The following is a 15395-nucleotide window of genomic DNA, read 5'->3' as shown; positions in this document are numbered from 1 at the left end:
TTGAAAAATTCCTATTAACAACCTTTTTTTATATAAACTTTCTTCCAAAATTGATACTATTATTTAGAAATAGACACCTACTATCAGGAAGAGGGAATGATTTGAAAAAGTTAGCGCTAATGTTATGCGGATTCATGTTATTATTAAGTATTTTTACGCCGTTTGTGCATGCGGCACAGCCAGCATCTAAAGTATCCATGCTCTATATTGACGGCCAGCCTACAGACTATATCTCCAAAGTGATTGATAACCAGAAAATCAGTTTGATTTCGCTTAGAACGGCATCTTCCTCCTTGAAACTTAGCCTCGCATGGGCTGCGAACGCTAAGGAGTGGACCGTGGCGAATGCCAAGCACAAAATCGTTCTAAAGGCTAACTCTAAAGCCGTTCAAGTAGATGGCAAAAAAAAGACCATGCCAGTGCCTGTACAGATTATTAACGGAGTCTCCTATATCTCCCTTCGTTTCATTATCGAAGCAAGCGGAGGACGAATTGCGGAATTTACAAGTTTTCTGCCAACCGTAGGAAGCAGCATTTTAGACCGTCCGGCACCAACATATTGGGCATCTTCCGCACATAAGCAAGAACTCATGGATTTCATTATGAACGATGACGTCAAAGGACTAGAGCGCTCCCTACAGGATTGGCGTGAATTGACGATTCCAGACAGCATGTTTGAGATCTGTCCGTATGTTTTCGTCAGCAGTACCCAAATGGTTCAGGTATTGTTAAACGCCGGCTTCCCGATCGATTTCATGCAAACGAGCTATAAGGAACCGTTGCTGAATTACGGCTATACATTGCTGCATGGGGCAGCATACAATGGCAATTATGATCTTGTAACCTACTTGTTGGAACATAACGCGAATGCCAACTTGCTTACGTCCACTAATGAGAATGTCATTGATCTTGCAACTCAGGGAAAGAAAGAGCTCGAGAATGATAAGTCCCTTCCCGAAGACTTTGATCTAGACACCGCACTAGCCAACTACGACAGAACGATAGAGCTATTGCAGAATCTAGCGGATAATCAGCAAGACGATCAAATATCTGGATAAGCACACGGAGCATACTTTACTGAAACGCACAAAGAGCCTTCTAATCCTTGTAATATAAGGGTTGAAGGCTCTTCTATCGATCAACGTCTGACTTCTCCGGCTGCACTGTTTGTTTTGTTGAGTGGTGTCAGATTTGTTGAGAAATGTGAATTGAAAAACGTTTATTTATCAAGGGTCATATTCATATTTCTTGAGAATCGCAAATGTCCAAGGAAACCAAACACATCGAAATTTCTTAATTATTGAGAATATCCTCTGATTTTCAAATGTATAATTATGCACTCTAATTTACAAAAAACCACCGCTTGGATACGGTGGTTAGATTATATAATGGGTTTCTGTATATTCAGAAAAGTCAAGACACAATTTGCTCGGTGTTCAGATCCCAGTGCATACATCTTCTTGCAAGTAATAGTGGAAATACTGGCTTGTTAACGCCAGCAAAAAGAATCTTCGCCTCTGACTCCTCACTAATAACTTTTAGAGACTCTAGTAAAATCGACTCATTCGACGACAGGCTTAATGGAAGCGAAAACAAACAATCTCATTGACTAGCTGTATTTCTTATTTTCGCTTCACAACCACTGTAAATTCGAAACGAGACCCTTGTATATGTGAAAAAGTTTAATGTCTACAAAAAGAAACCTTAACACTCCGAACCGAACATACCGAGATACGATTCCATGCTCCATGTTGATCGGCAATCAAATTAAAGTACTAAACAAAAGCAGCCTGCCGATTTTTTATTCGGCAGGCTGCTTATCTATCTTGTAATATAATTCACGCTCATCCAATGCAAAGTAAAATTTGGTGCATTTCTTGAGGTTCTACCCTAGCAATAAAAGAAGTTCTTCTACACCGTCTAACCGGTAGGCTGCTTTGTCATACGTTTTGGCATCGCTGACCGCAATACTGATCATATTAGCTGCATTGGCAGCATCGATGCCGGAAATCGCGTCCTCTACGACCGCGCATTGCGCAGGCTCAAGGCCCATCTTCTGAGCAGCGAGCAGGAAAACTTCCGGATCCGGCTTGCTATTCTTAATCTCGCTGCCGTCCGCAATCGCGTCGAACGAATGAAGCAGCCCGATTTTCTCAAGAATCAGCTTGGCGTTTCTACTTGAGGAGCCAATCGCGATCTTGATATTCCGTTCCTTCAAGCCCGGTAGCAGCTCTTGAACGCCGTCAAGAATATGGGAGGCATTCAAATCGGACAGATACTCCACATAATAACCGTTCTTCTTGCTCGCTAAGGCGACTTTTTCCTCTTCGGAGTAGCTCTTGTCGGCCCGCTCCAAGATGATCGCCAGGCTTTCCATTCTGCTCACGCCGCGAAGACGGTTATTGATCGTTTCGTTGAACGCGATGCCCTCTTCGTCCGCGATCTTCTTCCAACCCAAATAGTGATAATGATCCGTGCTGACGATTACGCCATCCAGATCGAATATGATGCCCTGGACATTCATTCGAAACACCCTCTCACTTGCAAAGTAACACGATAACATCGTTCACGTTCGTGCCTGTGGCACCGATCATAATTAAATCGCCGCTCGCCTGCAGCGCGTAGTAAGCGTCATTGTTCGTCAGATGCTGAAGCGGATCGATCCCGCTCGCCTTCATCCGCGCGATTGTCCCGCCGTCTATGATGCCTCCGGCAGCATCCGTCGGGCCGTCGGTTCCGTCCGAGCCAAAGGAGAAGAGCAGGATGTCATCCATCCCGTCAAGCTCAAACGCCGCCGCGAGAGCCGCCTCTTGGTTGCGTCCGCCCTTGCCGTTACCCGTTACTTTCACGACGGTTTCGCCGCCCGCAATAATCGCGCATGGCTTCCGGAACCCGAATGCCGAACCGCCGCCCGCGATTTCTCTTCCGATCGCAGCCATCATCTTGCCGACCTCGCGGGCCTCGCCCGTCAAAGTCGAAGCAAGAATATGCGGTTGGTAGCCGAGTCGTTCGGCCTCGACTGCCGCCGCTTCGCACAAGTACTTCACGCTGCCCGTGACGACCGTCTCGCAATTGTCGATCTGCTTGGGCGTTTCTTGCCGCAACGCTTCAAGGATCGTCGGACCGAAGTCCAGCCGATAACGCTTGACGATATCGAGCGCTTCCTCCGAAGTGGAGCGGTCGGCGCAAGCCGGGCCGGAAGCAATCGCGTCTAGACGGTCGCCTACCACGTCGGACAAGACGATGGCAAATATGGAAGCCGGCTCGCATAATTTCGCGAACCGTCCTCCTTTCACCGCCGATAGATGCTTCCGAACGACATTGACCAGGGCGATGTCGGCACCCGAGAACAACAGGCGCTCCGTAACTTCCATCAGGTCTTGCAGCGTAAGGTTTCCAAGCGGTTTCTCGAATAATGCCGAGCCGCCGCCCGAGATGAGGAAGATAACTTCTTCTTCAGCGGATAAGCCGTCAACGAGCTGCAGCACCTTCGTCGTGCCGAGTATCGAATTCTCGTCCGGAATCGGATGCCCCGCTTCAATGATTTCAAAGCGATCGATCAGCCCCTTCGAATGCTCGTATTTGGTGATGACGATCCCTTGCCGGATGCTGTCGCCCAATACTTGCTCGGCCGCATGCGCCATATTCCACGCCGCTTTGCCGATCGCTACGACGACGGCTTGCCTCGCGGCCGGTCTGTCGTGCAGCGCCTTGATGACCGCGGCTTCCGGCAACACGGCCTTGATCGAACCTTCAATGATCCGGAGTGCTTGCTCTCTTAACGCGTTCACTTGGAGGCAGCTCCTACCCAATGGTAACAGCACGGCTTCACAACGAGGACGCCATCGACTGTTTGGCCGGTAATGAGATCCATTCCTTGAATACCCGTATCAACAGACACTTCTTCGCTCGATACATTGACCAGCACCAGAATTTGTTGTCCGGTCTCTTCATTCGTTCTTCTAATGGAGAAGATCCGATCATCCAAATAAACAACTTGCTGCGCAGCTTGCGGCGCGAATGCGGACTGAGCGCGGCGAGTCCGGATCAATTCGCTCATTTGCTCGAATACCGATCGTCTCAGCGAATCCGCCTGGAGCTCCTCGCACACGGTTTGCTTATCCAGCTTCGCCCGGTTAATCCGGCGATTGATGCCTGAATCCAGCGCGGCTTGGCGATCGTTCCGGGACCCTAACAAGCTATGAATATACACGGCAGGCACGCCTGCGAGCGAGAGCAGAATCGCATGAGCGGCGAGCGACCGCTTTGCTCTTTCCGCATCGGATGCCTCCGGATCCGTTAGGGCATCCATATAGTTGATGTTGAGCTCGTAAGGGCTCTTCGTTCCGTCCCCATTGTCTCTAAAGTTCACGAATCCGCCGCGAGCAATGACGTTCTCAACCATCATGTCGCGCTCTTCCAACGTCAGAATTCCTTCTGTCGGGCGCATGCCGATCCCGTCATGGGAAGCCAAGAAGTTAAAGAACGTCGTATGCCTGGGCGTCGGCTCCAACGAGTTTGCCCAGTCCATCAACTTGCGGGCATTCTGCTTGTAGAACGAGAACAGCGTGAGCGGAGGCAGCGGGAATTGATAAACCATATGCGCCTCATTGCCATCGCCCAAGTAACTGATGTTATCTTTATGCGGAACATTCGTCTCGGTAATGAGAATCGTCCCCGGAACGGCAATGTCCAGGAACTCCCGCATCACTTGAACGAGCATATGCGTCTCTTCTAGATGCATACACGTGGTACCTAGCTTCTTATACATGAATCCGATGGCATCCAATCGAATGAATCTAGAGCCTTTATGCGCATACATCGCCAGAATATCCAGAATCTCGAGCAGCACCTGCGGCGATTCGAAGTTCAAATCGATCTGGTCGGCACTGAACGTCGTCCACACATGCTTCTTGCCCGACGGCGTCTCCACTTCCGTCAGCAGCGGCAGCGCTCTCGGTCTGGTTACGGATGAATAATCCAGCACCGGGTCCGCAACGACGAAATAATCTTGATAGCGTTCGTCATCTTGCAGGAAGCCTTGGAACCATGGACTGCTTGCCGATGCATGGTTGATGACGGCATCCAGCATCAGATCAAAGTGGGATCCGAGTTTCTCGACATCGCCCCAGTCGCCCAAGTCCGGATCGATCACGCGGTAGTCGACGACCGAGAAGCCGTCGTCAGACGTATACGGGAAACAAGGTAAAATGTGTACCGCGGTCACGCCGCTATTCACGTCGTTCGTTAGAAACTCGTCCAGCGTCTGAAGCGGCATTTCACCCGGGCTGCGAACGCTGTCGCCATACGTAATCAGCATGACTTCATCTTCCGTAACCCATGAATTTTGCGGCTTTCCATCCTTATACTTAGCGAGCAAACGCTCGATTCCTTGCATTACAATAGGAGCTTTATCCCCATATATATGTTTAATCTTGTTCTCCATGGTTTCCCTCCGTGCCCTTAACAATATTCAATTTCCAGCGATTGCTTCGCTCCTTGCGACACATACGTCTGCCCGTTGCATGAAATGGACAGATGCGCCTCGCAATCCCCGCTTCTCGCTATATGGATCCGGTTCTTGTCGATCGTGAACCAGATCCGTTCATTCCGATATACAAACGGGAAACGAAGCCGGCTCCAAGCTTTTGGCAACTGCGGATCAATCCGCAGCCTGTTCTCTGCCACCGACACGCCGCCAAATCCTGCAACGACGGACAAGTAGATGGCGCCAAGCGATGCGGCATGAATGCCATCCGTGCAATGGGCGTGTTCGCCCAAGTCAATGCGTTCGCCCTTCTCAAAGCACGCATAAGACTTGTCCACTTCGCCGAACTGCAGCGCCACGATACTGTGCATGCACATGCTCAGCGAGGAATCATGAATCGTCTTCGGTTCATAATAATTCCAAGTCGATTCTGCTACGTGCTTGCCGAACAATTCAGGCAAAACATATAGAAGCATGACTGCATCGGCTTGCTTCAAGATTTGCATGTTAACCACTTCAGAACGCGTAAAATCTTGCAAAATAAGCTGTTTGCCCGGCGCCGCCCGATACTTCTCCAAATCGATGATCGGCTTCGTCAGGAAACTGTCGTCTTGCGGGATAACGCCGGCTTCCGTCGTCTGCGGCAAATACAGATTCGCCACGAAATCGCGGAACGACGCTTCGTCGCGCTTGTCCGATCCGTATTCCGCCATCTTCTCCAGCGTCTTCGAGACCACTTCGTGCGCCAAATAGTTCGTATATGCATTGTTGTCGATATGCTCGGTATACTCGTCGGGCCCGATGATATTAAGAATGGAATAAGGTCTCTTGCTTTTATCGGCCCGGCTTACCCAGAAGCGCGAAGCTTCCATGAGCATCTCGACGCCCATCTCTTGCATGAATGCCCGATCACCGGTTGCTTTCTCGTATTCCAGTACGCTATAAGCAATATCCGCGACAATGTGATGCTCCTTATCTGCGGAATGCACGCGTTCCCTTGTACCCGTCTTAATGTTCATCGCGGCGAACTCCGGTGTTTCCTCTTCGCCAGTCAACGCGCTTTCCCAAGGGTATAACGTGCCCTCATAGCCATTGCGCAGCGCTTTTTCCTTCGCCTTCTCCAATACGCCGTACCGATATTCGAGCAGCTTCTTGGCAGTCTCTGGTGCATTATAGAGGAAGTACGGCAGCATGAAAATTTCCGTATCCCAGAACACATGCGCTTTGTAGCCTTCCCCGGTCAAGCCCTTCGCTCCGATCGAGAAACGATTGTCATGAGCAGGCGCCATAATATTCAAATGGTAGGCCGCGAAGTTAATCGACAGTTGATCGAAATTATGCTCGCTAGCGATCGTAATCCCCGATCCCAGTTGGCGAGCATCCGCACTTTCGACGAGCAGCTCCGTGTAGCTCTTCGCTGCGATACTTTGGAGCATGGCTAAGTTAAGCTCTCTCGCTTCCCCCACATCATATGCATCGACGAAGCTACGATCCAAGGATGTCGTCACGACTGACTTCTTGGTGATGACAAGCGTACGATTCCGCCCGATGTCCGCTTTGTAAGCCTCCATCAGCTTTCTGCGCTCGGATATAAATTTGCTTTCGCCGTCCATTTTTCTCTCCAGCATGCTCGCGTAGATCACATCGATCCGGGACTGCGTCGTTTGCTGCGTGACCTGCATGTAGCGGTTCTCGAATACGCGCTTCTCCGTCTCATGCATATTTTGCGTGCCCGCATTCGTCATTCTGCCATTAATGCCGGTGTGAATGAGCAGCTTGCAATCCGCCGTCTCCGGCGTAATCTCCACTTGGCTGATGACGGCGTGCAGCAGGCGCTGCGATACAAACCGACGGAACACGATTCGATAGATGCATCCGTTGCAGGACTCCCATCGTATTTCTCTGACCAGCTCACCTGTATCGAAGATTAACGAGCGGTTGTACGCTAAGAGCTTGCCTTGATCCATCCGGAATGTTTCTCCGTCCAGTTGAATCTCGAAGTGAATCAGATCCGCCAGATTCGGCAGCTCTGCGACCTCAAACTCACTGTCTTTGTTGTACGTTCCCGCGACGTAGCATCCTCGGATACTGCCGGTATAATCCTCTTCGTAGGAACCTCTAATCCCTAGGTAGCCATTACCTTGGGTCATCAACGTTTCAGCTCTTCCAATATGACCGAGGTCGAAGCTGGTTTCTGACAAGCGGTCTACATGTGGTACGTTTCTAATCATAGGTTACAACTTCTCCCCGCTCGGCAGATTGGTAGATTCCGTCCAAAATCTGTTGTAATTCGCAGCCTTCCCGTGCCGTTGCAATCATCGCATCCTTGCCCTCGCATCGTGCCAGGAAACGCTTGATGCTGTTCTCGTGATTGCCGCGTTCATCGAGGAACGGGAATTCGGTATCCGTCAGTTCTCCTTCGACATCCCCGAATATCGCCAGCGGAAACACCGAAGCGCCGGCCTCGCTGCCTCTTAGCCAGACGTTCATGACGCTTTTCTCTTGTATGTTCAGGGCAAACGACGTTTCCAATGTCAGCGAAGCGCCGTTCTTAAATTTCAGAAAGGCAAACACCGCATCTTCCACTTCGAATGTATCGGGATTCCAGCTTCCGAGCGTCCCTTTATTTTTCTTTGTCGCGATTTCACGATAAGCGCTTGCCATAATCGAAGTCACCTGGGGGTAGCCCATCAAATACAACGCCGTATCCAGCATATGAACGCCAATGTCAATAAGCGGTCCGCCGCCCGTCATGTCCTTATTGGTGAAACTTCCCCAACCAGGCACTCCGCGTCTGCGCAACGCATTCACTTTGACGTTATAAATATGACCCAGCTTACCTTGGTCGATTTGTTGTTTTAAGAAATCCGTATTAGCCGAATGCCTGTGATGCAGGTTATAGGCCAGCACCAAGTTCCTCTCATCGGCCAGTTCCATCATCTCGCGAGCTTGCTCGCTATTGATTGCCGGAGGCTTCTCGCACAGCACATGACAGCCGTGCCTGAGCGCCTGCATCACCGTCTCGTAGTGAAACTTGTTCGGAACGCAAACCACGACAATATTGGGTTTGCGTTCCTGCAACATCGTTTCTACGGAGGTGTAATAGTGAGGAATTCGGTATTGCTGCGCCTTGGCTCTTCCGCCCTCTTCGCTCGTCGTGACGATAGCCGTAATCGCATACTCGTCGCTGTACTTGCTGAACTGCGGATAATGGACCGTTTCGAAAATATTGCCCGTCCCGACAATGGCGATCGTCTTCATGCCGCTACTCTCCTATCCCATCCTGCCGTTACAAGTACAGCTGTTTCATCCGGGCGATCGACTTCGCGTATTCCTCCAAATGATTATCGCCACGCACCCGGCACTCATATACGATAACGCCATCGTAATCGAGGCTGCGCAGCGTTTCGAAATGATGCTTGAAATCAATGGAGCCCGAACCCGGCTGATAGCGATGGTTATCCGCAATATGAACATGCTGAATCAAGTCCCGGTGCTTCCGGAACGATGCCGAAATATCGTCTTCCTCAATATTCATGTGATAGAAGTCGCCGATGATCTTCACGTTCGTAAACTTGCCCGCCTCAATAATGTCACGCGCATCCTGAATCGTATTCATCATATGGTCCTGGTAACGATTGAGCGGCTCCAAATAAATCTGAATACCGTTCTCGGCAGCGACCGGATCGAGCGCCGCAAGCGATTGAAGGATCGCCTTCGTATCCCCTTCCTTGCTTCTAGGGGATACCATCGGCGGGAGTCGGAACGTGAACATGCCCCATGCTGCAGGCACGACGACACCTTTGCCGCCAACTTCCTTCAGCGCGCGGATGATCGCTTTCAGATCCTCTACGCCGTTAAGACGCTTCTCTTCGATGAAGTCGCCGATCCAGCCTCTGTAACCGCCGCAGGCCGTGAGAACTTGCACGCCTGTCGTCTCGATCGCTAGCTTCACTTGATCGAGATGCTCGACGAGCGCTTTGCCGTCGATCTCGAACGTATCGAACCCGAGCTCCTTGACCTGTTTGAACTTCTCTACGAAATCGACGGGGAAGAAATCTTTATCTTGCGTTCCGAATCTCATGTGCTTGTCCTCCTAGAACTGAACGCCCATTTTGATGCCCAGCTCAGGGTTTCTGTCTACGTATTTTTCAAAAGCTGCTGCAGATTCTTCAAAAGACACGACCGGATAGATAATATCTTCGCAATTCAAGTAGCCGTTCATCAGCAGTTCCCAGCACGTTTCTTCGATACGCTTGCGGTCCCATCGCGGATAATCCGGGTTCGGTTCGCTCGACGCTCTGGAGAAGATCAGCTTCGCGTTGTTGAAGTGGGCTTCTCTGCCGAAGTTGAGCCCTTCCGGGAACGGCTTGCCGAACGCGATGTACGAGATCGTACCTCCGTAAGCAAGACCTTTCAAAGAAGCTTGCAGCGCGGTGACGTGTCCGCTCGTTTCGATGACGCTGTCTACGCCTTTCTTGCCCGTCAGCTTCTTAAGCTCCAAGCCGACGTCGCACTTCGTTGGATCCAGCGTAACGTCCGCCCCATGACTCAGGGCAATGTCGCAGCGGTCCTGGATCGGATCGATGGCGATGACGATCGACGCGCCAGCCCGCTTAGCGAGTTGAACGGCAATTTGCCCGATCGCGCCGAGACCGATAACCGCAACGTAATCTCCCGCGCGCACGTTTGCGTCCCGGACTCCGCCTAGCGCGAATTGAGCCGGATCGTAGCATACCGCGTTCTTGTACGATACGCCTGGCGTAACTTTGCGCAGCTTATAGTTATTGACCGCATTGATAATTTGCGTTTGACGAATGGAGCCGTAGCTGCACACGATGTCGCCGATCGCGAATTCCGTAACCGCACTGCCGCATTCCGTCACTTTGCCGACCCACATGTTGCCGAGATTCATGTCGCCGAACTCGAGTCCGCTCTTCGTGCCTTCTTCTCTCGGCATGAACATTTGCCACTCCGCGTTGTACTCTTCTTCCGCGAACGGACTGAGGCCTCTGAAGTCTACGATTTCGGTGCCGTGCTTAGGCGAGGCGAAGATAACCTCAGCCTTGATCTCGTTCTCTTTAATGACGGGATCGGTATATTCCACTAAAGCTGCCGTTCTTGGCGCAGTCGCTACTAACTTTTTCATGATTTTCCCACCTGCTTCAACAGAATTTAATTACCCTTTAACGCCGCCCTCAGTCGATCCGCTCTTAATGAAACGTTCGCTCAGCGCATACAAGACGATGATCGGCAACGAAGTAAACAGCGATGCAGCCATCATTCTGCCCCATACGTAATCAGGCGTGCTGAACAACGTATTTAAACCTATCGGCAGTGTGAACAAATCGGAAGAACTTAATAACGTAGAAGCGAACAAATAGTCGTTCCACGCAATCATGAACGCATATACGAATACCGATACGATCCCAGATATCGATAGCGGAACGATGATCTTATACACGATTTGCACCTTGTTGAGTCCATCGACCGTTCCGGCCTCTTCGATTTCCGGCGGAATCGTATCGAAGTAGCTCTTCAACATAAACACGCAAGTCGGCAGCGTCTGTACAACCATCGTAATGATCAGCGCCGTTCTCGTGTTCGTCAAGCCGAGCGAAGAGATGATTTTGAACAACGGCACGACGAGCAAAATGCCGGAGAACATATACACGAAATAGAAACTTTGATTGATCGTCGTCCGACCCATGAACCGCAGCTTGGACAAGCTGTAGCCCCCGAAAATACCGGCCACCACGGATACGGCCGCGGAAATGAGCGCAATGCTGATGCTGTTGCTGAAGTAGCTGCGGAACGGGAAGATCTTCGGATTGAAAATATCCCGTATGTGCTCGGTCGTGATGTGTTTCGGGAATATCGTCGGCGGATACTGGATCGCTTCTGCCGATGGTTTAAGGGAAACCATCAGCATAATGAAGAACGGAAACAGGATTGCCGCCATAAACAAGATCAACACGGTATAGAACACGATGCTGTTAATCTTTTTCTTATTTTTCATGTCAGGATCCTTTCCTAAGCCTGTTTGGCAAAAGCACTCTTTCGAAGCAACATGATAAAGGCGAATATAACGGCAAACAGCGAGATCGAGATGGCTGCCGCCTTGCCAAAATCGTTGACCGCGAATGCTGAGTCATACAGGTAAACGCCGAGTATAGGAACGCGCTTGGTCAACAAGTACACCTCGGTGAACATGTAGAATACCCAGATGGTACGAAGCGTGACAACCGTTATTAACACGGGCATAATTTCCGGTATCGTAATGTGGGTGAACTTCTTCCAGAACCCGGCTCCGTCCAAGCTCGCCGACTCGTAGTAAGACTTGTCCACCGTCTGAAGAATGGCATAGAACGTTAAGTAAGCATACGGGAAGAACTTCCATACGCTGAACAGGACGACGATGACGAAGGAATACTTAGGATCGTCGAACCAAAGCGGTGCTACTTTGAAAACGTGCAGCTTATCGACCAGAATGTAGTTGATAATGCCATACACGTTGTTGAACATGTATTTCCAAGCGAAAATAACCGAAATCGACGGTACGATATACGGCAAGAGCACAAGAGCCAAGACAAGCCGTTTGAACATAAATTTGCGGTTGAAGAAAATCGCAACCGCCAGACCTAGGGCCGTGCTAAGAATAACGACTAGTGCCGTGAAGCCGACCGTGAGCAGGAACGACTTATAAAACTCCCAATCCGTCAAAATGCTCGAATAGTTATCGAAACCGATAAATTCTCCGGCTTTCTTCGGATTGAGCGGCACCTTCTGAAAGCTGATGATCAAGTTTCTAATCATGGGATAGCCGATTAGCAACAAGATCAGCAGAATACTCGGCAGCAAGAAGAGATAGCCAAGCAATGCATCTTTTTTGTTTTTTCCCATCGTAATCTCCTTATGTCTCATAAGGTATGAGCATAAAAGGGTGCCATCGATAAACGACGGCCCCTTTTAACTGATTTTTGTGAATGAACATCGTTTAGTCGATTGCTTCGATTTCCGATTGTGCTTTCTTCAGTTCGGATTCAACGTCCGCCTTCTGAATAATGCTATTGTATACCGCGTTGCTGACGATTTTCTTGCTTGTGACGTCGCCCATGTTCGCGAAGTTCTTGCCGTTCACGGTTCCGAACAGCTTCAGATTCGCGAACGCGCCGCTGATGTCTTGCGAAATCGGAGCAAAGGCCTTAAGGATGTCGTTATTCAAATATTCCTGGTTGCTCGCGACGCTCTTGAGGATCGGCTGCATGCCGCCCGGGGACATGTGCAGCCATTTGATGTTGTTCTCTTCTAGCAGCATGAACGTTGTGAACTTGACTGCCGCGTCTTTCTTCGCATCGTCGATATCGGCCGCTACGCCGATGCCCGTGATGTTGCCGAAAGCTGCTTGTTCCTTGTTCGAAGGAACGACGAAGCCTAGATCTGCTGCCGTGCCTGCGTCATATACAGAACCCAGAATCCATGTCGAGTAGATCGCCATCGGCGCAGCGCCGCTCATGAATGCGTCCTTCACTTCCGGAACATCGTTCGATCCTGGCATCGTATACTGAGCCAGCTCCTTGTAGTAGTCCAACGCGGCTTTCATTTCCGGCGTATCGAAGTTCGCTTTGCCATTCTCGTCGAATACGTTCGCCCCGTTGGAAAGCGCAAACTGGGAGAAGGCTTGTTCCGTGAATTCGGTGTTCGCGGTAGGAAGCGCAATGCCGTATTTCTTGTTGGCCGGATCATTGAACGCTTTCGCAGCCGCGAGGATATCGGCCCACGAGGACGGTGCCTTCAATCCTTTTGCATCGAACATTTTCTTGTTATAGAAGATCCCTTGCACCCAGCCGGCCATTGGAACCGCCGTATAGTTGGCGCCGTCTTCGGTCTTCATGGCATCCAGCGCGCCTTTGTAAATATTGTCTTCGCCGATGCCGTCGATAATGGTTTTCGTTGTATCCAGATCCAGGAACTCATTCTTGGCAAGCAGCTTCGCCATGTCCTGCGTTAATTCCATCGTCTCCGGAAGCTTGCCGCTTCCGCCGAGCGCCGTAATCTTCGTTTGGTACGAATCTTCGTCTACCGGTACTTGCTCTACCGTAATGTTAGGGTTTGCCGTATGGAACGCATCGATCATTTTTTGAATGATTTCCACGCGATCCTGCTCAACCATGGAATGCATGAATTGAATTTTCACGTTAGCCGCCGTACCTTGGTTTCCATTCGACTGATCATTCGTGTTGCTTTTGCTCCCGCAACCAGTCAATCCGCCAACAATTAAAGCTGCGCCTAGCGTTACTGCTGCCACCTTTTTCATTTTTCGACACACCTCTTCGTCTAGTTGTTTTGGTACCGATACCAAAATGAATGCAATTCCCTCGAAAAACATTGTCGAAAATTGACGAATATCAACCCAATTTTTGAATAATGAAGGAAATATTATGAAATAAGTTCCTAATTACTCCATTTCAAGCTCATTTCACTCGAGTTTTGTCGCCATTTTTATACGTTTTTCGTGGAAACGGTACCATGATTATATCAAAACTGCTCACTTTTGCAACACCAACTCAAATATCCCGTTATTACTGGGAGTTTCCTGTTAATGACGTGGACTTTATCCGTCATTCGTATTAGAATAACTCCATATACATTTGATTTTCATGAAAGGATTATGTCATGCCAAAGCCGACTATCCAGGATGTCGCAGCACTTGCCAAGGTTTCCGTGTCAACCGTTTCCAGAGTGCTCAACGATCATCCTGCCGTTTCCAAAAAGGCTCGCGAACAAGTGCTGGAAGTGATTGAATCCCTGAATTACCGGCCTAACAAATTGGCCAGAAGCTTGTCCTCCGACGGCTTTGATGCCATCTTGATCAGTTATGCCCGTTCATCGAAGTTCGCCGTGGACAATCCCTATTTCAATATCATTGTCAATTCCATTGGTGAAGTTGCCGAAGAGCATGGTTACGATCTCATCCTTCAATCCAGCACCAATCAGCAGGAAGAAGTTACCAAGACGCTTTCCATGATTGCGGACAAACTGATCAAAGGCGTGATTCTGTTGAGCTCACGCGTAGATGATATATTGATTGAAGCTCTGGGGAATACGGATATTCCTGTAGCCGTCGTCGGGAAATATGTAGAGAAAAGTCATTACGACAATATTTTCAGTGTGGATACAGATAATTTCAAGGATTCGCTGGAGGCCTGCAAGTATCTGATCCGCATGGGACATACCAAAATCGGCTGCATTCACGCGCCCAAAAATCACTATGTCTCGCTGGACCGTATAGAGGGAATTTCCAGCGCGCTTCAAGAGTATGATATCGAGATCGACGAGGATTTATTCGTTGACGGCGGACATACCGTCGAATCCGCGTATGATGCTGCGCTTCGGCTCTTATGCGTCCGGCAAGACGTGACGGCGATTTTCGCTACGGACGATATTAAAGCGCTCGGCATATACCAAGCCGCCAAACAGCTTTCGATCAGCATCCCCGAACAGCTTTCCGTCATCGGCTACAACGACTATACGTTCTCGAAAATGCTTACGCCTCCGCTAACGTCGGTGAAAGTTCCGGTATATGATTTGGGGATCGTGTCTGCGACTAAGCTGTTTGCAATGATCAAGAAAGGCCTTCCCGAATCCAACTGCATGCTCCCAACGGAATTGAAAATCCGCTCTTCTGTCGTTTCCAAAGCAGAAGAATCCCCTGTCAGCTGAAGAATTGCGAAAGCTTGTCAGCAATACGTTAAGGGAATATAATTTAAGGCAATAATTGTAAAAAAAAGTGCTCCCAGGTCTGCCACCCATAAACTGGTCCCTAAGTCAAGGACACTTGAAAAAAGAGAGTTAGGCAACCGACAAAAGATGATTCCTGTACTGCACAGGGGTCATCTTTTTTAAA

At 49.7% G+C, this 15395-nt stretch carries 12 protein-coding genes; 2 read left to right on the top strand and 10 right to left on the bottom strand.

Going from position 1 to position 15395, the window contains the following annotated elements; genetic code table 11:
- Positions 1 to 101: 101 nt before the first annotated feature.
- Positions 102 to 1058: a stalk domain-containing protein gene (locus tag BMY11_RS15790; protein WP_090577939.1), complete on the top strand. Its 957-nt coding sequence runs from the start codon at positions 102 to 104 to the stop codon at positions 1056 to 1058.
- Between the two features lie 827 nt (positions 1059 to 1885).
- Here the strand turns inward: BMY11_RS15790 and pgmB are convergent.
- The 10 genes from pgmB to BMY11_RS15740 form a co-directional block, all read right to left on the bottom strand.
- Positions 1886 to 2524: a beta-phosphoglucomutase gene (gene pgmB / locus BMY11_RS15785; protein WP_090577936.1), complete on the bottom strand. Its 639-nt coding sequence runs from the start codon at positions 2522 to 2524 to the stop codon at positions 1886 to 1888.
- 13 nt (positions 2525 to 2537) lie between these two features.
- A complete protein-coding gene (locus tag BMY11_RS15780) occupies positions 2538 to 3791 on the bottom strand; it encodes a glycerate kinase type-2 family protein (RefSeq protein ID WP_090577932.1) in 1254 nt (417 codons plus the stop codon).
- Positions 3788 to 5446, bottom strand: a complete 1659-nt coding sequence (locus BMY11_RS15775) for an alpha-amylase family glycosyl hydrolase (protein ID WP_090577929.1) — start codon at positions 5444 to 5446, stop codon at positions 3788 to 3790. The genes BMY11_RS15780 and BMY11_RS15775 overlap by 4 nt, the downstream gene beginning before the upstream one ends.
- Before the next feature lie 17 nt (positions 5447 to 5463).
- On the bottom strand, positions 5464 to 7719 hold the full coding sequence (locus BMY11_RS15770; protein ID WP_090577926.1) for a glycosyl hydrolase family 65 domain-containing protein: 2256 nt from the start codon (positions 7717 to 7719) through the stop codon (positions 5464 to 5466).
- On the bottom strand, positions 7712 to 8749 hold the full coding sequence (locus BMY11_RS15765) for a Gfo/Idh/MocA family protein (RefSeq protein WP_090577923.1): 1038 nt from the start codon (positions 8747 to 8749) through the stop codon (positions 7712 to 7714). Before BMY11_RS15765 ends, BMY11_RS15770 begins: the two co-directional genes overlap by 8 nt.
- A 28-nt stretch (positions 8750 to 8777) precedes the next feature.
- The gene (locus BMY11_RS15760) at positions 8778 to 9572 is read right to left on the bottom strand and encodes a sugar phosphate isomerase/epimerase family protein (RefSeq protein ID WP_090577920.1); all 795 of its coding nucleotides are present in this window, start codon (positions 9570 to 9572) and stop codon (positions 8778 to 8780) included.
- Between the two features lie 12 nt (positions 9573 to 9584).
- Positions 9585 to 10637, bottom strand: coding sequence for a zinc-dependent alcohol dehydrogenase (locus tag BMY11_RS15755; protein ID WP_090577917.1), 1053 nt, complete (start codon positions 10635 to 10637; stop codon positions 9585 to 9587).
- A gap of 30 nt (positions 10638 to 10667) precedes the next feature.
- Complete coding sequence (locus BMY11_RS15750; protein WP_090577914.1) at positions 10668 to 11507, bottom strand: carbohydrate ABC transporter permease; 840 nt, start codon at positions 11505 to 11507, stop codon at positions 10668 to 10670.
- Between the two features lie 14 nt (positions 11508 to 11521).
- The gene (locus BMY11_RS15745) at positions 11522 to 12391 is read right to left on the bottom strand and encodes a carbohydrate ABC transporter permease (RefSeq protein WP_090577911.1); all 870 of its coding nucleotides are present in this window, start codon (positions 12389 to 12391) and stop codon (positions 11522 to 11524) included.
- Between the two features lie 94 nt (positions 12392 to 12485).
- The gene (locus BMY11_RS15740) at positions 12486 to 13805 is read right to left on the bottom strand and encodes an ABC transporter substrate-binding protein (RefSeq protein WP_090577908.1); all 1320 of its coding nucleotides are present in this window, start codon (positions 13803 to 13805) and stop codon (positions 12486 to 12488) included.
- A 359-nt stretch (positions 13806 to 14164) separates the two neighbouring features.
- Between BMY11_RS15740 and BMY11_RS15735 the strand changes: the two genes are divergently transcribed.
- Positions 14165 to 15211 (top strand): LacI family DNA-binding transcriptional regulator, encoded by a 1047-nt coding sequence (locus tag BMY11_RS15735; RefSeq protein ID WP_090577905.1) that lies wholly within the window; start codon positions 14165 to 14167, stop codon positions 15209 to 15211.
- The last annotated feature ends 184 nt before the right edge of the window (positions 15212 to 15395 follow it).

Origin of the sequence: Paenibacillus sp. OV219, assembly GCF_900110075.1 — a bacterium.
Lineage (GTDB): Bacteria > Bacillota > Bacilli > Paenibacillales > Paenibacillaceae > Paenibacillus_Z.
Note: the sequence above shows the minus strand (reverse complement) of the source record. Positions and strands in the feature narration are given on the sequence as shown.